14 protein-coding genes and 2 pseudogenes are annotated in these 24,768 nt (G+C 45.9%); 3 read left to right on the top strand and 13 right to left on the bottom strand.

Annotated features, from left to right (window positions below; translation table 11 throughout):
• Nucleotides 1–91 precede the first annotated feature (91 nt).
• Nucleotides 92–1,435, top strand: a complete 1,344-nt coding sequence (locus ACBP55_RS10020; RefSeq protein WP_464651203.1) for a sulfatase-like hydrolase/transferase — start codon at nucleotides 92–94, stop codon at nucleotides 1,433–1,435.
• Nucleotides 1,436–1,602: 167 nt separating this feature from the next.
• A complete protein-coding gene (locus ACBP55_RS10015) occupies nucleotides 1,603–3,786 on the top strand; it encodes a helix-turn-helix transcriptional regulator (protein WP_464651202.1) in 2,184 nt (727 codons plus the stop codon).
• 306 nt (nucleotides 3,787–4,092) lie between these two features.
• Here the strand turns inward: ACBP55_RS10015 and ACBP55_RS10010 are convergent, their stop codons facing one another.
• Nucleotides 4,093–5,556 (bottom strand): sulfatase-like hydrolase/transferase, encoded by a 1,464-nt coding sequence (locus tag ACBP55_RS10010; protein ID WP_464651200.1) that lies wholly within the window; start codon nucleotides 5,554–5,556, stop codon nucleotides 4,093–4,095.
• Nucleotides 5,557–5,635: 79 nt separating this feature from the next.
• Between ACBP55_RS10010 and ACBP55_RS10005 the strand changes: the two genes are divergently transcribed.
• Nucleotides 5,636–6,601 (top strand): AraC family transcriptional regulator, encoded by a 966-nt coding sequence (locus ACBP55_RS10005; RefSeq protein WP_464651198.1) that lies wholly within the window; start codon nucleotides 5,636–5,638, stop codon nucleotides 6,599–6,601.
• 162 nt (nucleotides 6,602–6,763) lie between these two features.
• Here ACBP55_RS10005 and ACBP55_RS10000 read toward each other — a convergent pair whose 3' ends face one another.
• From ACBP55_RS10000 to sigK (ACBP55_RS09945), 12 genes and pseudogenes are all read right to left on the bottom strand, one after another.
• Entirely contained in the window at nucleotides 6,764–7,435 is a 672-nt protein-coding gene (locus ACBP55_RS10000) for an ABC transporter ATP-binding protein (RefSeq protein ID WP_464651196.1), read from the bottom strand.
• Nucleotides 7,436–7,497: 62 nt separating this feature from the next.
• A pseudogene (gene sigK / locus ACBP55_RS09995) lies at nucleotides 7,498–8,031 on the bottom strand (RNA polymerase sporulation sigma factor SigK); the annotation flags it as partial.
• A gap of 611 nt (nucleotides 8,032–8,642) precedes the next feature.
• The gene (locus ACBP55_RS09990; protein ID WP_464651194.1) at nucleotides 8,643–14,066 is read right to left on the bottom strand and encodes an endo-alpha-N-acetylgalactosaminidase family protein; all 5,424 of its coding nucleotides are present in this window, start codon (nucleotides 14,064–14,066) and stop codon (nucleotides 8,643–8,645) included.
• A gap of 482 nt (nucleotides 14,067–14,548) precedes the next feature.
• Entirely contained in the window at nucleotides 14,549–15,433 is an 885-nt protein-coding gene (locus tag ACBP55_RS09985; protein ID WP_464651192.1) for a sulfatase-like hydrolase/transferase, read from the bottom strand.
• The gene (locus ACBP55_RS09980) at nucleotides 15,430–15,903 is read right to left on the bottom strand and encodes a sulfatase-like hydrolase/transferase (RefSeq protein ID WP_464651190.1); all 474 of its coding nucleotides are present in this window, start codon (nucleotides 15,901–15,903) and stop codon (nucleotides 15,430–15,432) included. Before ACBP55_RS09980 ends, ACBP55_RS09985 begins: the two co-directional genes overlap by 4 nt.
• A 74-nt stretch (nucleotides 15,904–15,977) precedes the next feature.
• The gene (locus tag ACBP55_RS09975) at nucleotides 15,978–17,558 is read right to left on the bottom strand and encodes a type 2 periplasmic-binding domain-containing protein (protein WP_464651188.1); all 1,581 of its coding nucleotides are present in this window, start codon (nucleotides 17,556–17,558) and stop codon (nucleotides 15,978–15,980) included.
• A gap of 24 nt (nucleotides 17,559–17,582) precedes the next feature.
• A complete protein-coding gene (locus tag ACBP55_RS09970; protein WP_464651186.1) occupies nucleotides 17,583–18,446 on the bottom strand; it encodes a carbohydrate ABC transporter permease in 864 nt (287 codons plus the stop codon).
• 11 nt (nucleotides 18,447–18,457) lie between these two features.
• Complete coding sequence (locus ACBP55_RS09965; protein ID WP_464651184.1) at nucleotides 18,458–19,408, bottom strand: ABC transporter permease; 951 nt, start codon at nucleotides 19,406–19,408, stop codon at nucleotides 18,458–18,460.
• A 158-nt stretch (nucleotides 19,409–19,566) separates the two neighbouring features.
• Nucleotides 19,567–21,792 carry a helix-turn-helix domain-containing protein gene (locus tag ACBP55_RS09960; RefSeq protein WP_464651183.1) on the bottom strand — a complete coding sequence of 742 codons (2,226 nt, stop codon included), beginning with the start codon at nucleotides 21,790–21,792 and terminating at the stop codon, nucleotides 19,567–19,569.
• A 297-nt stretch (nucleotides 21,793–22,089) separates the two neighbouring features.
• A pseudogene (locus tag ACBP55_RS09955) lies at nucleotides 22,090–22,854 on the bottom strand (IS6 family transposase).
• Nucleotides 22,855–23,095: 241 nt separating this feature from the next.
• A complete protein-coding gene (locus tag ACBP55_RS09950) occupies nucleotides 23,096–23,767 on the bottom strand; it encodes an ABC transporter ATP-binding protein (protein ID WP_464651181.1) in 672 nt (223 codons plus the stop codon).
• 55 nt (nucleotides 23,768–23,822) lie between these two features.
• Entirely contained in the window at nucleotides 23,823–24,524 is a 702-nt protein-coding gene (gene sigK / locus ACBP55_RS09945; protein WP_173191367.1) for an RNA polymerase sporulation sigma factor SigK, read from the bottom strand.
• Between the last annotated feature and the right edge of the window lie 244 nt (nucleotides 24,525–24,768).

Raw genomic sequence — 24,768 nt, 5'->3', positions numbered from 1 at the left:
AATATAGAAACATGACGGGCGGTCCGATCGGGCAGCCCGTTTCCGAATTTGTAGTGGTCGCAACAATAAGCAAAGGAAAGGGGAGGCTTTCATGCAGCGAAGACCGAACATTTTATTTCTGATGAGTGATGAGCACCGTTTTGACGTCGCCGGATTCACAGGCAATGATATTGTACGAACGCCAAATCTGGACAAGTTGGCGGCGACGGGGGTCGTTTTTAATAACGCATACACGCCTTCACCGATATGCATCCCTGGCCGTCAGGCGATGATGGCCGGTCAGTTGCCGAGCACATGCGGCTGCCGATCGTTCGGCCAGGATTTGGCACCAGGACGTATGACGTTCGCCCGCAGGCTGGCGCAGTATGGCTACTATACGGCGGTTTGCGGAAAGCTGCATCATACTGGCAAAGATCCTATGCAGGGCTGGTTACACCGGATCGGCAGCGATACGGTTGTCGACATCAATACGATCGACGAGAGGGATGAGGAAGCTTGTCGGCAGGTCATACGCGGCATTGGAGAGATGAAGTGGGACCAGCCGAAGGAAGTGAAGCGCGCTGGCATCGGCAGAGCGCCGCATGCAGTGATGGATGCGTACTCGGTTCAGGGGGCGCTCGATTTTATCGACAACTATTACACGAGCCCTTACTACGACCGGGAAAGTCCGGACCGTCCTTTGCTTCTAAAGGTCAGCCTGCTGCAACCGCACTATCCTTATATCGTAGAAGACGAGAAAAAGTTCACGTATTATCTGAATAGGGTTAAACCGTTCCTCGATCAGCAGCTGTTCGACCACCCGTTCTTGAGTCGTTTGCCGGTCACTCCGGGCGTCCATGCATCGGAGCGGGAAATCCGCCGCGCCGTCGCGGCTTATTATGCGATGATTGAAACGGTCGATGAGCACTTCGGCACCGTCATGCAGGGGCTGGAGCACGTCGGACAAAATCTGGATGACTGGATTATCGTGTACACGACCGACCACGGAGAGATGCTGGGCGAACATGGAGTCTGGGAAAAGCAGAAGTTTTTCGAGGGCAGCGTTAAAGTGCCTCTCATCATCCGCTATCCGAAAGGATTTGAGGGCGGTCGGATCACGCAGGAAAACGTCAATTTGTGCGACTTGTTCGCCACGTTCTGCGAGCTGGCCGACATTCCGGCACCGGCAGGTCTCGACAGCCGAAGCCTGGTTCCGCTTTTGACAGGGGAGGAGACCGCTTGGAACAACGAGACCGTTTCCGAATTCGGACTATCGAACGTCATGATCAAGCGCGATCATCTGAAATACCAGTATTACGGCACGAATATGCCGGAGGTGCTTTTCGATTTGCAACGAAATCCGGAAGAAACGTTCAATTATGCGGAAGATCGGCCTATCCGGTCAGATTGCGGCTTTTCGGGAACGCTTGAAGGAGCTCGGACACGGCTGATATGAAGAAGCGATTTATGCGGTTCGCAAGGAAAACGACCGGTTTGTTTCACGGGGACATTTACCGCAAAAGCCTGCTGATCGTTCTTTTGATCACCTGTCTGCCAACGTTGCTGGTCGGCGTGGCCGTGCAGCAGATCGGCAGCCGGCACATCGCCGGGCAAATGCTCGACATGCACCGCAATCATGTTCAGCAGACGTCCGTTCGGCTTGACGAATACTTAACGCACCTGGAAAATACGACGACGCAGTGGTTGTTTAATCCCGTATTCACCGGCAATTTAAGAAAACTTGAGCAGACATACGATTACGAGTACATTTACGACATTTACAAGACGCTGTTTCTGATCCGGAACTCGGACTATTTGATCGATCAGGCGTATTTGGTTTTGAACGGCCCCGGCAAAATCATTTCGGATACGGGAGGAGTCGTATCGCTGGATCAGGCGGGCGATCGGTTCAATCTGCACGAGCTCTTCGCCAAGAGCGGGATGACTTACTGGCTTCCGGCTCTGGAGAAGCCGCCGTGGAACGGACAGAAGGCTCCGGCTCTTCTCTACAAGCTTCCGGTGGACAGCGCCGAGCCGTATGCCGCACTGCTGCTTTACTTGGACAAGGGAAAGCTGAACAAGCTGATCGGCGACATGACGCCAGACGGCAACGGCGTAACTCTGCTGATGACGGGGGACGGCGAAAGCATCACGGAGGCGGTCGGAGGCTCGAAAAATGCAGCGAAGCTTGCGGAGCGGCTTCGCAGCGAGGCGAAACGGGGAGAGGACTTTCAACTGGCCGATTACAGGATCGACGGGGAGCGATTTTCGGTAGTGTCCGGCAGCGTCAAGCGGCTCGGTTCCAGTTGGTCATATGTGACAGCAGCGTCGATGTCGGAGCTGCTAACGCCGGTCGTCTTCGTCTCCCGGATGATGTATGCAATCAGCTTTGCCGGCCTGTTAACGGCGGCCGTTCTGGCGTTTGTCGCTTCCCGCAAGCTTTATCAGCCGATCGCGCAATTGCTCGTTCTGTTCCGAAACGCTAAAAAAACGGGCATGGCTTGGGACGGAAGCAACGAGGTCGCGTTTATCGAGCGCGAATGGAACGTAATGGCCAAGGAGAGCGAAACGATGCGGCGGCGGATCGAACAGCAACTGCCGTCGCTTCGGGACGGATTCCTGCTTCAGCTCATGCAGGGACATCTATACGCTTTGTCGGAGCGGGAATTGCAGGAGCGGATGCAGCACCTCGGATGGGAGGAGCCCGGTAAAGGTTTCGCCGTTCTACTCGTCCGGCTGCACGGATTTACGAGTGGAGGCGGAAGGTTCCGGGAAGGAGACGAACAGCTCGTCTCCTTCGCCGCAGCCAACGTCGTGAGCGAAGTGGCCAAAAGCCGTTTTGCCCAGGCAGAAGCGGCCAATTTTCAGGATATGTCGATTGGACTTCTGATATCGTTTCCGGAAACTGCCGAACACGATCAAATGAAAATCGAGCTATTCCGGCTGGCGGAAGAGCTTTCCTACGCGATCAACAAGCTGCTTGGAATGAATTGTACAGTCAGCCTCGGAAGTCTCATAACGTCTACACGCGACATTCCGGGGGCATTTGCGGAAGCGCTGCAGGCCGAAAGGTTCCGTAATTTAAACGAAGACAACGCAATCATCGATGCGGCCGATTACTTGCGTCAAGGGACGCGGCCGGCAGTATATCCATTTGCGCTCGAGACCGACATCATCCGGGCTATGCGGTCGGGCAGTGAGGAAGAAGCAATTCGGCTCATCGGGATGTTTGCCGAAGAACTGCAAGCGGGTAGTCCCAAGGCTTTCCAGTTTCGGCACGGTCTTCTCCAGCTTTACGGGAATATCCGGTTCGTATTTCTGAAAACCGGTTTCCATCCGGAACCAGCTATGGAAGCAGAGCTTTTCGATCAACTTGCTCAAATACGTGATCCGCAGGAAGCGGTCAGATTGCTGACGGTTAAAGTGGTTCGGTTGTACATTGAGGAATTACGAAAGGTATCGGAAGAACAGGAGTTACAGTTGGAATGGCTTGTCGACAAAGTCATCGAGACGCTGCACCGGAAATATAACCACAGCGATATTTCGTTAGAAATGTGCGCCGATTTGTATGGAATTAGTCCGTTTACGCTGAGCAAGAGGTTCAAGCAGGTGACAGGAGTTAACTTTATAGACTACTTGACGTGCCTGCGTCTCGACAAAGCGAAGGAACTGCTGCTACAGACCGAAATGAAAGTGACTGACATTGCCGAACGAGTCGGCTATCAAACGACGTATTTCAACCGAATCTTCAAAAAAAACGAGAATGTAACGCCAAGCCAGTATCGCGACTTACATCGAAGAGGATAAACAACGGCGAAGCAGCACTGGCTTAGAAGGATCGTACTGCAGTTTCATTTAAAACGATGGGCTAGAACATTTATTGTGTGTTGGCCAAATTTTTCGAACGAATTCTGAAACAAATCACTTTTTACGCCGCAACGTTTTCTAAATTCTAATGAATTTTGGAACAACCATAACGGAGCCACGCGGGTTTGCGGGCTCCGTTTGCTGATTGATTTTGGAATATCACAGATGGTGCATCCTCAGCAGGGCGAATGCCGTGAAAAGAGGGTATGGATATGACGGAGGACGGCAGGAACCGTCCCCTTCCTGCTATTTCGCTAGCGGCTTAAAAGCTCCGCCTTCTGTTACGCCCGGAGCCATCGGGCTCAGTTGCCCAAATCCCGTAACGGGTGCAGTTCGGCCATCCTTCTCGGGGATCACGTATTTCCCAAACCATTCCCCGATTCGATACCGCAATGCTTCCAGCACCTCTTGGCACTCGGCATCATCAATTCGATTGGCGTCCTCGCTCGGGTCATTCCGCAAGTCATAAAGCTCGTGCGGCCCGTACGGGTAGCGGTGAACGTATTTCCAATCCCGGGTGCGGATCATGCGGACCGGTCCGTATTCGTCATAAATGACGATATCCTCGCGTCCGGCGCCCTCTTCTCCCCTCAGAAGTTCATCGAAGCTGCGGCCGGGTAAACGATCCTTTTCAGGATTGGAGAGCCCCACATAGTCCAGAAGCGTTGGGAATACATCGTATTGGCTAACCAGTTCGCTCCGAACCTGTCCGGCCGGAATAACCCCCGGATGGCTGAAAATGGCAGGAACCTTGACCGACGTATCGTACATATTGAGCGGGAACGTTCCATTCCCTTTGCCCCATACACCGTGATGTCCCATGTTCATGCCGTTGTCGCTCATAAAAATGATCAGCGTTTGTTCTCTCAGCCCGCGTTCCTCCAGCTTGTCCATGATTTTGCCGATTCCGTCATCCATAGCGGTGATGGACGCATAATAGCCGCGCAGCAGCTCTTTGCGGCGTTCCCCTTCACCCATTGGCGCCGTCGGTACCTGGTTCGGATGCGGCGGCAGCTCAGGCACTGACTTGAAAGGGCAATCGTCATACATGGTCACATACGATTCCGGGTGCTCCGAACGGTCCCAAGGCGAATGAGGCGCCGTATAGTGAACGCTTAAATAGAACGGGGCTTCCTGCTGCGCCAGCTCACCCAAAAATTGCAGCGCGTTATCCGTAATAAGATCGGTTACGTATTCGTCCGCTATACGTACCTCTCCATTCTCTACGATATCCGGCTTCATATAGGAGCAGCCTCCTCTGGCGATCGAGAACCAGCGCCCAAAACCTTTTTGGGGGACCATACTGTTGCCAAGGTGCCATTTGCCGCTTAAAGCGCAGGCATAATCTGCCTTTCTGAGTAGTTCCGTATATGTCGGCTGCCCGGCCAAATATTCGATTGCCGTACGCTCATCGGCAAAAGCAGGATGTTTGCGCACCTCTTCCTGCAGCTCGCCGCAATTCACATTGCCGGAGCGGATCCAGTCATGAACGCCGTGCTGGGACGGAATTCGTCCGGTCATGATCGATGCCCGCGCAGGCGAGCAAACCGGCGATGTGCAAAAAAAGTGATCGAATCGCATCCCTTCGGCTGCTAGCCGGTCGAGGTGGGGAGTATGAACTTCGCTGTTTCCAGCACTGCCGAGCGCCCAACTACCCATATCGTCTGCGAGTATAAATACGATGTTCGGCTTCCGTTTGACATTTTCCATTGTATCACCGTTCCTCACTCTTCTATTATTTCATGGTTCTTTCTTAGCCATATAATATCATTTACAGAAATTCGAACCTATGACATTATTAACGATAGATTTGACATTTCTTACGATGAATGAAAGTGAGGGCGATCCGCTGATGTTTATTCTGCATCCTAATGCACAAAGACTCGAATTTAGTCTCCAGCCCAGATGGATCCGTCATATGGATAAGCGGCATGATTTCAGCTTCGGACCGGTCACCAATCCGTTCCCGGTTTTCTGGCTCATACTGGACGGCACTCGTACCATTCAAATCGATGAAGAGCGATACCATGTTCGCAAAGGCGATCTGATTGTGTTTCCTCCCGGCTTGCCCTACCAACTGCGTCGTGCAGAAGTCGGCAATAACGTTCGTTACTTATCGCTCAGTTGCAACTTGAGACTCGGACCGTTCGATTTCCATGAGTTGTATCCATTCCCGAAGATTACATCTGTCTCCGAAGGCGCCGTATTCGATGCGCTAGCCTCCCAATGGGTGGAGTCGGCTGTTTGGTTCGAGCAATTCGCCGCAATTCATGAACAGCATGACGCTGAGGGAATTAGCGGGATGTCGCCGGACCTGACCGTTTCGATTACACTGCTACGTATTCAAGGAGCCTTATATCAATGGTTCGCGCATTTGATAAGCCTGCTGATACCTCAAATGCCGGAGCGGCTTCATGCAATCGATCCCCGCGTCGTGAATGCCTGCATCTATATGCAGTCGCATTTGCAGGAACCGCTCCCGCTGGAGAAACTAGCTGCTCAAGTCTATTTAAGCCCGAGTCATTTCAGCTACTTATTCCGGAATGCTCTCGGTCAACCGCCTGCGCAGTATTTACGGAATTACCGCATCGGGCTCGCCAAGGAGTTGCTTCTTCAGACATCTTGGTCCATCAGCGAAATCTCGCAGCGCGTAGGCTACGGCGAGCTTAGCGAGTTCAGCCGCGCTTTTCGGAAATCCGCAGGGCAAAGCCCGCAAGACTACCGTCGGGAATGGCGGCATGCGGGTATCCGGTGAGCACCGCTCCCTTACGGGAAGTAATCACAAGAGATTAAATCTACCCTGTAAAAAGAGCGTATTTAAGATTGAAGGAACATCTATGGGAAGGGAAAAGTGATCCAAATTAAAAGCCCTACGAGTTTCTCGTAAGGCCGATTTTTGTTACTAATTCATTTCATCTCAATGAACCAACCGCCCATCCCGAAACCTTACAACCCGTTTCGCCTGATCCGCAACCTGCCCGTCATGCGTAATCACAATTATCGTCCTACCCTGCTCATTCAACCTCCTGAAAATATCCATAATCTCCACACCTGTTTTCGAATCTAATGCCCCCGTAGGCTCATCCGCCAATATGATCGGTGGATCGCCAGCCAACGTACGCGCAATCGCTACACGCTGCTGCTGCCCACCAGATAGCTCGGAAGGAAAGTGCTTCCTACGATCCAGTAAATCCACCGCTTCCAATGCCTGCAAAACAAGCGGCTCTCGCTGTTTTCTAGCCAGCCCGCGGTAAATTAGAGGTAACTCCACATTTTCATAAGCATTTAATCTCGGCAGCAAGTTGAAACTCTGGAAAACAAACCCGATCTTCCGATTCCGAATTTCTGCCAACTGTGAATCTTTTAGAGAGTGAATCTGCTTCCCATCTAGCACATACAGGCCTTCGTCCGAAACGTCCAAACAGCCGATGATGTTCATCAGCGTGGACTTTCCAGAGCCTGACGGCCCTATAATAGCGACAAACTCACCTTCCGCGATGTCTAACGTGATGTCATCCAACGCCCGAATTGTTTCGCCGCCCATATAGTAAAATTTGCTCACATGCTCAATCTGGATTAAGGCTGTCATTGTCTTCGCCTCCATTATTTGATGCCAAATGAATGAAGAATACGATGCTCCAACCAAACGACTTACCGCTTCGCCTTATAAAACTCATGATATAGCTTCATGAGCGCCCGCTTCTCAATCCGCGAAACATACGAACGCGAAATCCCCAGCTCTTTCGCTATCTCTCGCTGCGTCCGCTCTTCGCCTCCTAGCTCCAAACCAAACCGACCAACTACGACTTCTTTCTCTCGGTCGTCCAAAATCTCCAAGTTCCGATATATTTTGCTCTTCTCTATCTTAAGCTGTACCTTATCCACGACATCGTCCGCTTCTGTCCCGAGGATGTCGATCAACGTGATTTCGTTCCCCTCTTTGTCCGTTCCGATGGGATCATGCAACGACACATCTTTGCGCGTTTTCTTCAACGAGCGAAGATGCATAAGTATTTCATTTTCGATACAACGCGCTGCGAAAGTCGCCAGCTTCGTCCCTTTGTTCGGCGAGAACGATTCGATGGCTTTGATCAGACCAATCGTCCCGATCGAGATCAAATCCTCTAGATCTTCTCCTGTGTTATCGAATTTTTTGACGATGTGAACACAAAGCAACGTAAATTTACTTACGCAACTGCCGAATGCCTTGGTAGCTGGATTGAAAGCTCAATGAGGTTTTGGGTTTCTGCAATATTTATTAAGCACCAGCATGGAAGTGCCGCTTCTTTGCCACTTCCAAGTAAATAAAACCTTCATATTCTCGACATTAGGCGTTTACATCAAGCTCCGGTAATCGGGAGTCCCTTCACTTTTGTCCGATGCTATGTTTCCGTCGTGACGCTATACTGCTTTAACGGCAAGGATGCGATCAATTCCGTCTCTTCATCCTCTGATGCGCGTATAAACATTACATGGGCCTGACCGCCCTTCAAACGTGTGAGGTCGAGTACATATGATCGGTTTCCTTGAAAGTAGCAGCAGAACAAGCAGCTCATTGTGGGACAAGAGGTATCGGTAAAAGACCGTTAGCTTGTTAATCGCAGATTTTACCCTTGAGCTCCTTCTTAATTATTCTATATATTTATTCAAACGAATTCCCTGCTTCAAAAAGAATTCAGGACACCGATTGAATAATACAAAGACCACCTTACTCTCGATGAGATTGTTGCGGTTTAAAACAACAAGAAGAATGGTTGGGCAGGCATAGCGTCCTGTCCAACCACTTATTCAATCTGTTATTTTGGATTTCCTGATTGATCATGAGGCACTGTGACGATTGCTGAAGAAATCGTTTTGTTACCAGCTTTGTCGGTTGCCGTGTAAGTTATGGTATAGATACGTCCAGTGCTTTGGCCCGATCTTTCGGCACGCAATCGAAACGAAGTGTCAGTCGTACCTATATTAGCTTGGATATCACCTTGACCACTATCCTGTTCATTACTTGTAATTGAGGTTAAGACTATAGAGTCAACTCCAGATGTAGTATCACTCGTAATCAGATTGACATTTAAGTTCACCATTTTATGATTTGCTGGCCATATAGATGTTTTATCTAATTCAACGATTAAGGATGGTGCCGTTTTATCAATTTTAAACTCAATCGTTTGGATCGGTTCTATGTTCCCTGCCCTGTCCACACTTCGGTAATTGACCTTATAAACCCCATCATTGATGAAGGCTGGAATTGATCCTGAATAGTTGATCCAAGCACCGTCATTTACTTGGTATTCCGTTTTTGCCACGCCAGACAAATTGTCATTTACAGACAAGCTCACCGTTATATCCGACTTATACCAACCGTTGTTACCGTCTAATACAGAAGGACTTATTGCAGCAATACTCACTGGCGCAGCTTTGTCGATCATTACAGGTGTCGTTTTCGCAGTTTCAATGTTTCCTGCTCGGTCCATACTCCAATATGTAAGCTTATGAGCACCCTCTGTTGAAAATACGATAGAATCTCCTGTTTGCTCTACGCCATCGTCAACAGTATAATACGTATTTGCAACACCAGATCCGCTGTCGCTTGCACTTAAGTTAACCGTAGTATCTTGATTGATCCAGCCATTTGGTGCATTGTCCGTCGTCATTGGCGCTGTCCGATCACTTGTGTCAAGCACATAGAAATTATCAATAACAAGCATGTCATCTGTTGATGCAGATTTTTTGGAAATCGTTATATATTTGCCATCTAACCCGTCAGCAGCAATATCGAATGTACAAACTTGAGTTGCTACTGCTGAGTTATAAGAATATGGTGTAGAAACTGCACTCGGAGTCAGATCAATACTATTAATAACCACTCCACTTGCATTTCTCAACTCTAGTGAATACATGGTTGCTCGTTCCGGTACGCTGAAGCCATTGTTTGCCGCATTGTATGTTACAGGCCCTGTTGCGTATTCCCCCGATGTTCTCATCTCGCGATAGGCTTGATAATCGAAAGATACTGTATAACTACTATTTGGTTTTAGGTTCAATGTTGACGGCAACGTACGCATATGCACGCCCGAACCAGTCTGTTGATTTTTTAATGAAATATTACCATCAATGGAATACTTCTTGATTTGCGACTGTTCGGAGGTATTCGTATTTGTCTCTGTCAAATGGATATATGGCTGTGTGCCAACCTGTGAAATAAATGGCCCCCAGTTTTCATCCACATTTTCAAAATCTTCGTGAACTACATACGCGTTGGAAAACGATGGTTTCACATTCGGCCATTCCCAAGATCTGAAATCGTCTACATAAACAGCCTGATTGCCGGTTCCGGCGTCCGCATTAAAGTACACTTGGGCGGTTGTTACTTTTGTCGGAACAGTAAAGTCTACCTTTAAACGTTGATAATTCTTGCCCAGATACTTAGACGGTTTCATCATTATTGGTATTCCCGCGGTAGTTTTAATGGTATTTTCATATCTTTGACCATTGATTAAAACACCAAGGGTAACCGGTCGGTCATCCGTTCTGGTCCATGCGGATATGCTATACGTTTTTCCAGGCGTTAAACCTGTAAGAGTCTGGGAAAGCGACCCAGTTACATCCGTGTTAAAGGACACCATAGGGTCATTGTAATTCCCTTCATTTCCGGAATTTGTTAAAATATTGATGCCTGTCGGGTTGCCTGCGGTAACAGCTGTATTCCAGCCTTCCAAAGTCCCGCTTGTAAATCCGAAGTTTGCTATTTCACTTCCTTGATCCCAGTTACCTGTCGGGTCTGGTAAATTACCCAATGTATCCGCTGTTTTGGTTAAGAGATATGGTGTTGAAATATTGCCATTCACGGTAACCGAATTGTTTACAACATCCACTGTTCCCATCAACACCCGCCCGCCAGGCGTAAGTTGGTATTGATATGCCTTTGTCACACCTGCCCAAGAATTGGGTAATGTCCATGTGCTGGACGTTTCATAATCGTTGTAATAGTAAATTTTTTCTTCTGTTTCCGGACTCCACGGAATAAATATTTTTGACTTGCCAGGAGTGCTTGGCTGTGGTTTTGAACTATAATCCGTAATGACTGCACTAACGTCAATTTTTGCAATAAGAATATTGTTTTTGTAGATATTACAATAGTCTTTACCATTTTCATTAGTAACTACGCTCTGTACATTACCTGAAAATTGTGCGGACACATTTGGTGTCCATTTTTGAAGTGTAAAATGTTGTAAATATTTTGTAGGTAAGTTCTCACGGTAGAACACATCTTGTGCATCTGAGAACTTATTTGTATTTCGCCAATCCGCAATGCCAGGCATCAGTGAACCCAAAAGTGCCTTATCTGGGGCAAATTTATCCGCTACGTCGTTTTGAACAAAACGAATAACCTGACTCTGGCTTCCACCAGATGGATAATATAAATCTGTATTCCAGTGAACAAAAGTTAAAGCCTCTTCAAAATCGCCTGCAGCCTCAGTACCTACACTCCAGCCATTGTCATTCATATATTTGGCAAATCTCTTGGCGTTAAAATCTGATCCTGACTGATAAACGTCAACATAAACGAAATTTAAACCGGGTACAGTAGCCTTTAATTGATCAAGACGTCTCTTTAATTCCCCAGACTGAACATCTTTCGTTTTATCTACGAGCCATGCTTGGTCAAGCCAGTTCCAATTTGGCTTTAAACCGCCGCCGGTATTTTGGGTCAGGTTTTCCAGCTTTGTATCAAAACCATCAAGAGCAAATTCAGTTGCATTGATATGAATACCGGTCTTTATATGATATAGCTTTCCGATTTCATTCAGATAGTTAAAGTCCTTTGCCCCACCTTGCTGTACTCCTACATTATCGTAGTCACCGTGGGAATCATCATGTCCACCGGCTTGATAGCCTTTGTTCATAATCTTTTGACCAAAGCCATCTGTAAGATAGGCAATTGCTTTGCCACGGTCCAGCACTCGAACAAAAGGGTTAGAGCTTTGACTAGACATGTTCATGGCAATGTATAACCAGTTATTCTTAATATCTTGGGAGCCAAAAGCTTGATTGGCAATGGTTCGATACAAAAGCCCCGCATCTTGCCAATCGATAGCAGCGTCATTGTTTTGGTCGCCGCCTATAACAACTTGTGCAAAAGGTACATAGTCTGTATCCAGCGGAACGTTATCCAGATAATGCCAGTACCATGCGTTGTTTGTAACAGAAACATACTTATCGTCTGGATCTGCTGGATTCAGATATTCCTTAACCGAATACTTGCGTTTTCCATCCATCGCATTGTTTTCAATTGACTGTGCATAGGCTGAATCATAAAGCATCACATAGGAAGCGATTGATGTCGTTTTACTGGCTGAAATTGCATCTATGTTGACGAAATAATCCGCCATAGGACCCCAACCGGTTAATTGGCCAACAGCGGTTCCTGCTCCTGAACCTTGTACAGAGAGCATATTGTGGTTCGGAATGTAAAACGATCTTACAACCGTTCCTGCATTTTCAATAATACTTGGGAATTCCATACGCAACTTATTACCGATTATCTTTAAAGTTACTGTAAAAGTTGCATTAATATGGTTATTTACGTCAACTGCATTCAACTTGTAAGTAGCTGTATCAGAAGCAATACTTGTTAAAGATGATGTTACCGCTACATTTACGCCGTTTATATTCATTTGCTTAACAGCTTCACTCTCACGAATGCCGTTAGTTATGCTGTTGTTATCAGTGTCTTTATATTTATATACAAACGGAAAGTCAGTTCCGACCAAAACCTTCATATCAGATGATGAAATAGTCTGGAAATTAGTTGGGTCTGGTGCAATGCGCGTAGTTACTGCGGTAGTGCTCTCTGGTGTGTAAGTCAGCGAAACATCATCGACTTGTAGGTAATTGGCAACACCAGTTGCAACGCCGACCTTGCCATCACCTATATACAAATTAGCGCTTTGATTGCCAAGGCTATAAGGCATACCATTAACATAAAATACCAAATTATTTGATGAAGAATAGTCAACTTTTAAATTTGTATACACATTTGTATATACACTGGTTGTAACGCTTGGAGGTGGCGCTGTACCAAATCCACCCGTAATTATAGTAGCTGCGCCTCCTTTGGTTGTTACCAATTCCCACTTTGAAAGAACGGAGTTGTATTTAATCATGTTAAAATGACTGTTATCCGCGTAATTAAATACCAAGCCGTAGTCGCTTGATGTACCCGATACATTCGCACTAAAAGATCCCAATGCTAGGGATGGTGACGCATCATCAATGATATAATCTGTACCCGCAGTTACTGCCGTTAAGTAGCTTACGGCATCGTTCGGCGTTAGAGTAAAAGGAGCAATATTGGGAGTAAATGATGTTGATGGCAAAGTAAGCAGGGTTTCGCTTTTGTTGTTTTTATATTGCATGTTAGCCGGAGCTGATGCAGTATCCTCACTATTGAAATTTCTTGTATAAACGGTATTGCCTGAATTATCTTTTTCAATAATATTATCCACATAGATAGGGTCAACTTTATCTGTAGAAACGTAATTAATTCTAAGAGCAAGTTTACCTGCGCCTGTATAAACAGCCGGTGAGCCTACTGGATCACTGGAAATGTTGGCAAGCAAAGTAAACGTCGGGTCAGTCGCCTTCTTTAAATAGATGGAATAATGGCTCGCGGCTCCAGTATCGTAATCTATTTTTATTGAATATTTGACGCCGTGCGATAAAGATGCTGGGAAAGCAGTCTGTGTAATTGGGGTGTTTGAACGGCTGTTTAAATTAGCTGTTGTGCCGTGCAGTTCCCATTTATTTTTCGTAGCTGCTGTATCCGTGTACATAACGGCGGCATAGTTGCTTTCGTCTTTGTATCGGAAAACAAATCCGAAGCTAACATCCCCCGCTGGCAATACAAAGTCTGCTTGCATTTCACCGTTGGCAACGTCGGGAGAATCGGTAAATATAGCTTTAATATCCGGAGTTGATCCTGATTTACCAACAATTTTAAATGCATTATTCGTTACTGCAACTCTGTTAAGAGTTGTTGATGCAGCGCCAAGCTTCGCGCTAAAGCTAGATGTAGCTGAACTAAAGTCTTGTGTATAGGTCTGCGAAGCTGGTGTCGCATACACAGCCGTTATTGAACCTAAGTTTCCAAAGTTAAACAGGCTGAATACCATAGCAAACATGAGAATGATGCTCATAGCTCGTTTCGAAATTGTTTTCATAACACGCCTCCATCAGACATTCTATTAAGTCTTTCTCTTGCGGTGCAGTTCAACACGCTTTGAACGTGCAGCATTCGCCCCTGCACCAAACTGCAAAACTAGTTTAACAATCAACTGCTTATACAGCCCTTATCAACTAACCTTTCTAAAACACTTGCTACTCAATTCACTACCTTTCCATGGAGTAATTCGACAAGTAGAATAAAAGCGATGATAAAACGCTTACAAATCACTCGATTCGATTCTCCATTGCTTCTCCTCCTTTCGCCAGTCGTTACACGTTTTTTGTGTGCGCTTTCATCCTAAGGGAAGAAGGGCATTAAAAAAATCCTCAGTTTGCAATAAACATGAGGATTTTATGATTATTGTTCATTTGTTGTTATAAATTTAGTATGAATATCACGTTTTCTATAGCTGGATGCTTTTCCGATACTCCCCCGGAGTTATGCCCTAGCAGCATATACAAGGCCAAGTACAAAAAGTCAAATCTTCAATCTTAGCTCTTCCACCGAAACTCTTCTGCCGCCATGCGTCTTTGCTGGAGCCGGAACAATGACGGGAGCCGCTTCCCCGGCTTCTTGCATCTTCCTCGCCAGACGCTCGCGCAATTCGGCAGCGACTTGCTGGTATGGCTCGAATCCGACCAGGTTGCATAGCTCATGAGGATCGGCCTCCAGATCGTACAAATATTCTTCCACATAAATATCAGAACCAGCATCATCGTATCCTGCTTTATCCGGCGCGCTGACGCTATATTTCCAGCGCTTCGTTCGAATGGCGCGTCCCACCTGCGATTCGCTGATTTGGATGTATACTTCTTCTGGCCAGTCTTCTCTTTCGCCACGAAGCAGCGGAAGGATAGAACGGCCTTGCATGTGCGGTGGTACCGGAATTCCAGCTGCATCCAATAGAGTCGGGGGAAGATCAACCAAAGATACTAATTCTTGCAAACGTCCGCCCGACTTAAAGCAGCCCCCGGTTAAGGCCGTCGGCACCCGGATTGAACTTTCGTGACATGAACGTTTATATTCGCTGTTTCTCGTCTTGAAATGGCAGCCATGGTCGGAAGTAAACAAGACAATCGTATCGTCCTCTAAACCTAGGCTTCGGAGTGTGTCATACAAACGCCCCAGAGCTTCATCCAACCGCTTGACCATGCCGTAATACCCGCCCAAGTGGGCGTGTGCAGTTCCGCCAAGCGTCGCCAAATCAGCAGGCACATATTTACCGCTGTACCTTCCTTCATATCCGACTGGTGCCGGATAATTATCCGAATGATTCTGATGGTGCGGCTCCAAATATGATATAAACAAGAAGAACGGATCATTCTGATGTTTATCGATATAACGAATAGCGGAATCCGTCATCGCGTCAACCCGATAACCAGGAAACTGACCGGCTGGTTGTCATTGTCATACATCACCGTATCGTAAGCATCCGAAGAGAATTCAAGTTTGTTTGCGGCCAGCCAAAAGTCGTACCCGCCCCGCTGGTCTTGCGGTACCGGCTCCTGATCGGCCAAATGCCACTTGCCGATGTACCCGGTTTGATAACCGGACTCGCGAAAATAATGCGCCAATGTCTTTTGCTCTCTTGGGAGCGGAATATCGTTGACAAAGCAGCCTGTTTCGGTAGCATATATGCCCGTTTGCAGGCAAGATCTGGCCGGCCCGCATACCGGCTGGCACGTGAACGAATGGTAGATATGCGTCCCTTCCATGGCCATTCGATCGAAATTAGGCGTTACATCGAGATGGTTTCCGTGAACTCCTGTTGTATCCCAACGCTGTTGATCCGTAAAAAATACGATGACATTCGGTTTTCTGTTTGTTGACATAATATGCCTCCTCTTCTCACAAGATGAAGAGAAAGAGACCGAAATCAGTCTCTTTCCATTCATTGGTGTTATCTTTATTTGTTCTTCTTCCACTCTTCGTTTGCTTGCTGCTCAATCTTTTGACCGCCTTGTTGATAGTACTTCTGAACGAATTCGTCGAATTTATCAACCGACCACTCGCCAGTTACGATCTTCACAAAGTATTCAGTCCACAACTTCTTCTCTAGATCTGGGTAGTCTAGCTCAGCTGGAACGGTCTTCCACAGTGCGTTCTTCAGCAAATATTTCGAAGAAATGTCTAGCGCACCGCGTACGGTTTCATTCGTCCAACGGCGGTCTGTCACCTGAACGAAACGAATAGGATTTGAGAATCCTTTCTTATACAGGTCTGTATAACTGGACTTTTGGGTAATCAAATTTTTATCTTTGTCGAATGTGTAATCCACATTGTCTTCACCGTAAGTAACTAGATTAATACCACCGTTCGCTTCATCACTTACCGACCAATCGAGCATCTTGATTAGTCTTTCCGGATCCTTCGCTTTTGCACTGATGGCACGCAAGTTTCCTCCTGAGAACGGGTTCACTTCCGGCATGCCTTGTTTGCCATTTGGACCTTTCGGAGGAACGATCATCGACAGCTTGGCAGTCGGAGTCGCTTGAGCGAGGGCCGTAGAGACCTGTGTGCCCTTCGGATCTACTGCAAAGACGTCTCCTTCAAACGCACCCACTTTGGAATTGACTACTCGCGAGTCAGCCTGCTTAATCTCCATAACCGGGAATTCAGGATCGATCAATCCTTCTTTGTACCATTTCTGAAGAACGGCGAGGGCTTGTTTCGCTTCCGGTGTAACGAAGCTTTTCACAATTTTTCCGTCTTTTTCAGTCCAATATACTGGACCTGTTGTTCCTGGGGAAACAAGGGCACTACCGAATGCCCCGAACACGCTGTTGAACATCGACATCTTATTTCCGCCCAGTCCGTACGTATCTTTCTGACCATTCTTGTCAGGGTCGTTCATTGTGAACGCCTTCAGCACATCATGTAGCTCATCAAGGTTCGTTGGTTGCTTTAAACCAAGATTATCCAACCAGTCCTGACGTAGAACCAAGCCTGCAGTGTTCGGAGAATTGAACGTTTCCGGTCTTACTCCGAAAGGAATGGCGTATATTTTACCGTTAAATTTCACGCCTTCCCAGCGCTCTTTAGGGACAACTTTCATCAGGTTAGGCGCTTTTGCGAGCAGATCGTCGATTGGTCTTAACAGACCTTGCTCGACATATTGGGCAAGCGTCTTCGAGTCTACACTGAAGTAATCCGGTAAACTACCGGAGGATGCCAGTAAATTCAGCTTTGTAAGATATTCGTCCCCACCGAGCACGTTCACCTTGTAATCAACGCCCTGGATTCCCGCTTTCTCCATTTGCTGGATAACCTTCGCCTTCGCTTCCCCGCCGGTTTGAGGATATTCCGGGATTGCCATATTGAAGAAAATATCGAATGCCACCGGAGACACTTTCGCTTGTTGCGTACTTTGAGGACTTTGCGTGTTTTGGGTGCTTTTCGAGGCGTTATTGGACCCGCAGCCTGCAGCTAAGGCACCCACTAGGCAAGTAACACAAATAACGGATAGCATTTTAGTTGTTTTTTTCATTTGAAGACCCTCCAATTTGTCATATTAAGATTTTACAGAACCGAGCATGGTGCCTTTCATGAAATATTTCTGTAAAAACGGATACGCGGTAAGAATTGGAATAATGGACACAATAACCGTCGCCGCTATAGCCGATTCCGCCGAAAAAGCTGTTAATTGACCGGTTTCAGATGCCATTTGCTGTCCGGCTATGATCTCTTTCAACAGCAATGGCAGCGTATACAACGATTTATCATTCAAATACATAAGCGCTTGCATAAAATTGTTCCATAGTGCAACGCATTCCCAAAGCGCGATGGTCGCAAGAACAGGTTTGCTCAGCGGCAGGATAATCGAGAAAAATATCCGCAGCGGATTCGCCCCATCAATCGTAGCCGACTCCTCGACTTCTTCGGGGATTGACCTCATAAAGCTTTGCATCACGATCACGTTAAAGGCCGATATAAGACTAGGAATCATTAGCGCCCATAACGTGTTGATCATACCTAAGCTTTTGATAAGTAAGTATGTCGGAATAATTCCACCGCCGAAAATCATCGTAAAAATAATGAGTATCGTAAATACTTTCACACCTGGCAAACTTCTCTTGTTCAACGGATAAGCTGTCGTCGCAGTAAACAACACATGCAAGAATGTACCTAATACAGCAACGATGATGCTGTTGCGATAAGCTAACCATATAAAGCTTGAAGAAAGCACAGAAGCATAAGCCTCCATGGTAAATCCTCTAGGCCACAGAAACAGCCCGCCTTTCATCGCTCCTGCAGACGAACTTAAAGAGATCGATATTTCATGCCATAAAGGATAGAACGTCACCAAACCTAGCAAGGTTAGAAAGAGTATGTTACTCCCCTCAAAAATGCGTTCCCCCAAAGTCTTTTTTATCATTGCGCTCATCCTCACCAAAGTCCTCGTTCGCCCATACGTCTTACAAGCCAATTCGTAAACAGCAACAATAACATACCTACTGCGGATTGAAATAGACCGGCAGCAGCGGCAAATGAATATCTGCCCGTTGTTAAACCTACACGGTATACATACGTATCCAAAATATCAGACACATTGTAGACAAGCGGATTGTACAGAATAAATACTTGATCGAAACCTACATTTAAAATTTGCCCGGTCCGCAAAATGAGCAGAACGACGATCGTCGATGCAATACTCGGTAGCGTAATATGGCGAACCAGTTGAAAGCGGTTTGCTCCGTCTATCCTGGCCGCTTCATATAGTTCGGGGTTCACGCCTGCGATCGCCGCTAGATAAATAACGGTTCCCCAACCGGCTTCCTTCCACATCTCAGAACCAACCAGAAATCCCCTGAATGTCGACGGATTCATAATAGGTGAAATCGATAATCCAAGAAGCTTTAAGAGTCCCGTATCCGTCGAAAACACAGAAAATAAGATACCCCCAAGCACGACCCAAGATACAAAGTGCGGAAAATAAATAATCGTCTGGATAACCCGTTTGAACACGCCATTCAATACTTCATTTAACAGTAATGCCAAGATGATCGGTGCAGGAAAATTGAAAATCAGTTTATAAAAACTGATGATCACCGTATTCTTGAGCGCAACCCAGAAGTCAGGCGTTTCAAAAAGGATGCGGAACCATTTCAGTCCTGCCCAAGGGCTTGTGAATATGCTGCCGGCAATTTTGAAATCTTGGAACGCAATCGTGATGCCGCCCATTGGAATGTACTTAAATATAAGGAAATAAATGATTCCCGGCAGCAGCAGCAAGTAGTAGTACTTATGTTTATGAAATGATTTCATAAACGCTGTCGGTCTCGCATTTGCCCGGGCGGTTAACTTTAACCGACCCGATGACTCGATTCGATTCTCCAATGCTTCTCCTCCTTTCGCCGAACGTTTCACACTTATTGTGTACGCTTTCATCCTATAGGAAGATGTGAATTAAAAAAATCCTCAGTTTGCAATAAACATGAGGATTTTATGATCTTCGTTCATTTGTTGTTATTAATTTCGTATGAATATCACGTTTTCTATATATGGATGCTTTTTCGGTATTCCCCCGGAGTTATCCCTTCGTATTTTTTGAAAAAGCGTATAAAGCTCTGTACATCATTGTAGCCAACCGCTTGGCTGATCTCGTGTAGAGGATCGTTGCGGCCGGCCAGCAGCTCTTTGCTTTTCTTGATCCGATACTCAGTCAAAAATTCGAGCATCGACTTGCCGACCGCCGCTTTGAATGTTCGGCTCAAGTGGCCGCTGCTGACTTCGACATGATCGGCGATATCCTTAATTGAGATATTACTCGCATACTGCGCTTCCATGAACGCAATCGTTTTCGAAACGTAAAAGTTGTTGATCTGCCGATCCTGCAGCGATTCCAGGAAAACAATGATTTTGCCGATGTGTGTGATCATAAATTCACGCAGTTCATCATTATTTTGGCATTCGTTCAGTTTAAAAATTTCGGCTTCTTCGTTCAAACTTCCAATATCATGACCTTCTTTAATCAGTTCGTTCAAGACGCTGCTCATCAGAACGACGATCATCCCCTGCAGCTTCTCGTGCGGGTATTTCGAATGATAGATGTACTGTTCAAATAAATCGTCCACGCATTGAATCGCTTTCTCCCTATTCAAAGACACTACAGCATGAATAAGCTGCTTTTGGATCGATAATGGATAAACAAATTTCATTTCAGTCTGGTGATCCTGAATAAAAATGACATCGTTCTTGTTGATGACCGCTTTATAATTCAGCATTCGGCGGATGTGCTCGTAGGAAACGTGAATACGGTCCGCAGAGCAAATTTCACCGATGCAAAGCTGCAGAGAGACATTCAGCTGTTCTTGCGCCAACGCATTCACTTCTGCGAAACATCGGTTGATGGTTTCCCGCCAATCATCATCCATGCTGCTTTTGTTCACATTAACAATAAAGCCTAGCTTGCTGCCGTCCAGAATCGTTCCTTCCGCAGGCACATATTTTTTCAACGTTTCGGAGACCAAACTGTAGGTGATCAGCCTTTGCTGCGGGTCTTCCGCATCCTCTTGCCGCATGGCATCCATAACGGCCACAATGACCGCATAATCAGACTCGCGAAATGAAATCCCGATTTGCTCCAGTCTTGCGGGAATCGTACGCTTATCCGAAATATTATTGCGCAAAATATCGGAGATCAAGTGATCTTTCATCACCGGTTCATTTAATTTGATCGTATCCATCATGATGCTGATCGCGCCGCTCACGATGGAATACTCGTCTGACGCTTGAAGATTATTAGAGGAGCCAGACAAAACCTCAATGATCTTTTTCCAAGGATTATACATTTTGACGGCAAAGGAGTAAGCGATGGCCAGACCGATGAAGAAAACGATAAGTACCATGACCAAAAGCTTAGACATTTTTTCGAGCAATCGCTCTTTATACAATTCGTAAGGGATTAAGTTAACTACTTTCCAGCCGTTAAATTCTGTAGTGTGAGTATGCACAAAATACAATTGCTTGCCGATGCGAATTTTCTGCATGTTATTGGAAGGGATGGTAGTCTTATCAGCTATGAGCTTGCTGACCGCCTTACTTTTGTCATCTTCGTTTTGCGAGATGACATGACCGTCGCTATCAACGAGAAGAATTTGATTATTGGCGACATAGTTCATATTGTAGATCGTGCTCAAAAACATGTCCTTCTGAATGTTGATTACCAGCGTACCCAGCGGTTTAGGAGCTGTCACTGGTATTGATTTATAGAAGCTGACATAATCCTCTCTGACTTGATACCAGAAGGAGTCACTACCGTGCAGTTTAATCTGTTCCAAAACCGGCTTGTCATAAAAAGACTCAGCGTTAAAGAGTCCCTCATTGGTGGTCATGATTTTACCATTCTGAGCGGCATAAATGTACATGGAATAAAAAAGCTTGTTCGGTATAATTTGATTGCGCAATTGTTCTTTTAACTGGTAATAGTCGAACATGTTAAAGTCTGCCGGGTCTTGAAGCATCGTGCTCATGTTAGGAATAAACGAAAGCTGCAGTGAAAAATAATTAATTTGATCAATCAAGGTCTCCATATTTTTATTTACGCGCTGAATGCTGTTGTCGGAAGTTTGCTGGATTTGGGAGGTCAAATCGTCGCTGAGTGTATACGAGTAAACCGAAACGATCATCATCGTCGGAATGAGAACAGTTATGAAATACGACAACAATTGCTTTCGAAATAAGGATCGATTGAAGAATAATCTATTTGTAAGCCTTTTCAAGATAACCCCTCCTTATTGTTTAAGTGTATCACAGTTCTTCTTATCACAGTTTTTTACTACCCGCTATATAAAAAACGCCGAAACTCGGATTTTGTGAAAGTTGTTCCCTTGTTTTCCATTCAACTAATATACCATATAGAACGAATTTAATGTTGCTAACGCTGTCGGAAATTTGATCACCATATTAAAATCGTGCGCCATACTCAACTACGCGTAACCATTTCCGGAATACACATCGAGGGGTTCTGGTGCAAGGATTTAAAAAAGTTCGCAGTTACCCGACAAACTATACTTTGTCTATGCCACTAAACCAAATATCTTATTTAGCCATTCAACAGCAGTGAGGACAGTCGAATTATCATCGGCCTGCCCTTTCCTTATCATATGTAAAGCCTCAATTCCCTTTAACGTCTGATCCGTTATAAGGAACGATTTGAAACTAAGCATTGGTTTTGTGATTTTCTAGATGAACCGGTGATCTTGCTCCACAATGTTGTTTAGAAACTTTGTCTGTCTAATCAAGGTTTCTTTTGGTAAGGATTTCTCATTTATTAATTCTTGTATTGCTGGTGGATATGCTGGATTTTTATCCAAGGTGATTACACGTGGGATTTGAGTATGTGGAGAGGTCAAAGCTTTTGTAAAGAAGCTCTTAGCTGCCGGCATATCCCGATTTTCAGATAACATGAAATCAATCGTTCCCCAGCGTTCCGCATCCTTCATGTCCCTTCTTTCACTGAGCAAAAAGTCTATCGTTTTGCCCGTCGAATCAACAGTGCGATAAAGGTAGTTCCATTGGCCTTTCACTTTGATATAGGTTTCGTCGGTGCTCCATGAATCGTTCACAGGTTTGAGATAGGGACGAACTTTTTTTGCTATTTCGGGAGCATACTGATGTACCCAACGCATAATGGTTGTATGAGCAATAGATATGCCGCGTTCAGACATCATCTCCACCAAATCACGATAACTTAATCGATACTGAAGGTACCATCTCACGGTCAGTAATATAATTCCCGTCTCAAAATGCTTCCATTTGAATGCTCCTAATGATGATTTCATTCCTATTATACTCGTACTTTCCAGAACACTTTTTACCCATGTTACCACTCGAATTCATATTTGCACCAGAACCCAGATCGTCGCTCTCTTACGGGAAGCAATCACAGGAGATTAATCCTACCCTGTAGAAAGGGCGTATTTAAGATTGAAGTAACATCTATGGGAATAGAAAAGAAATCCAAATCAAAAGCCCTACGATTTTTTCTCGTAAGGCCGATCTTTGTTACTAATTCATTTCATCTCAATGAACTAACCGCCCATCCCGGAACCTTACGATCCGCTTCGCCTGCTCCGCAACCTGACGATCATGCGTAATCACAATAATCGTCCGCCGATGTTCATTCAACCGCCTGAAAATATCCATAATTTCTACACCCGTCTTCGAATCCAATGCCCCCGTAGGCTCATCCGCCAAGATGATTGGTGGATCTCCAGCCAACGTGCGCGCAATCGCAACGCGTTGTTGCTGTCCGCCAGATAGCTCTGAAGGAAAGTGCTTCCTGCGATCAAGCAAATCCACCGCTTCCAACGCCTGCAAAACAAGCGGCTCTCGCTGTTTTCTCGCCAACCCTCGGTAAATCAGCGGTAACTCCACATTCTCATAAGCATTTAATCTCGGCAGCAAGTTAAAGTTTTGAAACACGAACCCAATCTTCCGATTCCGAATCTCCGCCAATTGTGAATCCTTAAGTGAATCAATCTGCTTCCCATCCAGGACATATAACCCTTCATCCGAAACGTCCAGACACCCAATAATGTTCATGAGTGTGGACTTCCCAGAGCCAGACGGCCCCATAATAGCGACAAATTCGCCTTGTGATATGTCTAACGTAATATCATCTAACGCCCGAATGGTTTCTCCGCCCATATAATAGAATTTACTAACATGCTCAATCTGAATTAAGGCTGTCATTGTCTTCGCCTCCATTATCTGATGTCAAATAAATGAAGTCTGCGATTCAATTCCCTTACCGCTTCGCCTTATAAAACTCATGATATAGCTTCATCAGCGCCCGCTTCTCAATCCGCGACACATACGAGCGCGAAATCCCCAGCTCTTTCGCAATCTCTCGCTGCGTCCGCTCTTCCCCGCCGAGCTCCAACCCAAACCTCCCGACAACGACTTCCTTCTCACGATCATCCAGTATCTCTAAGTTCCGATATATTTTGCTCTTCTCTATCTTGAGCTGCACCTTATCCACCACATCATCGGCCTCCGTGCCGAGGATATCGATGAGCGTAATTTCATTCCCCTCTTTGTCCGTTCCGATGGGATCATGCAACGACACATCTTTCCGCGTTTTCTTCAATGAACGCAGATGCATCAAGATCTCGTTCTCAATACAGCGAGCGGCGAACGTCGCGAGCTTGGTCCCTTTGTTCGGCGAAAACGACTCGATGGCTTTGATCAGACCAATCGTCCCGATCGAGATCAAATCCTCTAGATCTTCTCCTGTGTTATCGAATTTTTTTACTATATGGGCAACTAACCTTAAATTATGCTCAATCAGTTTATTTCTGGAATGATCATTACCTTCTGCCATAAGCCTTAGATGTCGTTCTTCTTCTTCCTCAGTGAGAGGCTGTGGAAACGCATTATTTTTGACATAGGATACAAGCAAGGTTAGCTGCTTAATTAATACGGCTATTGCGCTAAACAATCCAGGCATTCCAGTCACCCCCTTCAGTGTTAGCGGATCTTAGCTGTTCGGAAGTCTCCGCTTTGAGCTTAGTATTAGTGTATGTAGGTGAGAGCCTAGAAGTGCCTGTACATAATAACTTACATGAATAAGACATTTGAAATTAACTTAATTAAATAGCCGTGGCTGTCCGACAAAAAGCAGCCCCAATTCATTCGGGGCTGCTTAGTTTTGAATTGATCGACATACGATGATTTTTATCTTACTTGCACTT

The sequence above is a fragment of the Paenibacillus sp. WG02 genome (assembly GCF_055396115.1).
The sequence above is the reverse complement of the archived record's forward strand: the minus strand, read 5'-3'. Positions and strand labels throughout refer to the sequence as shown.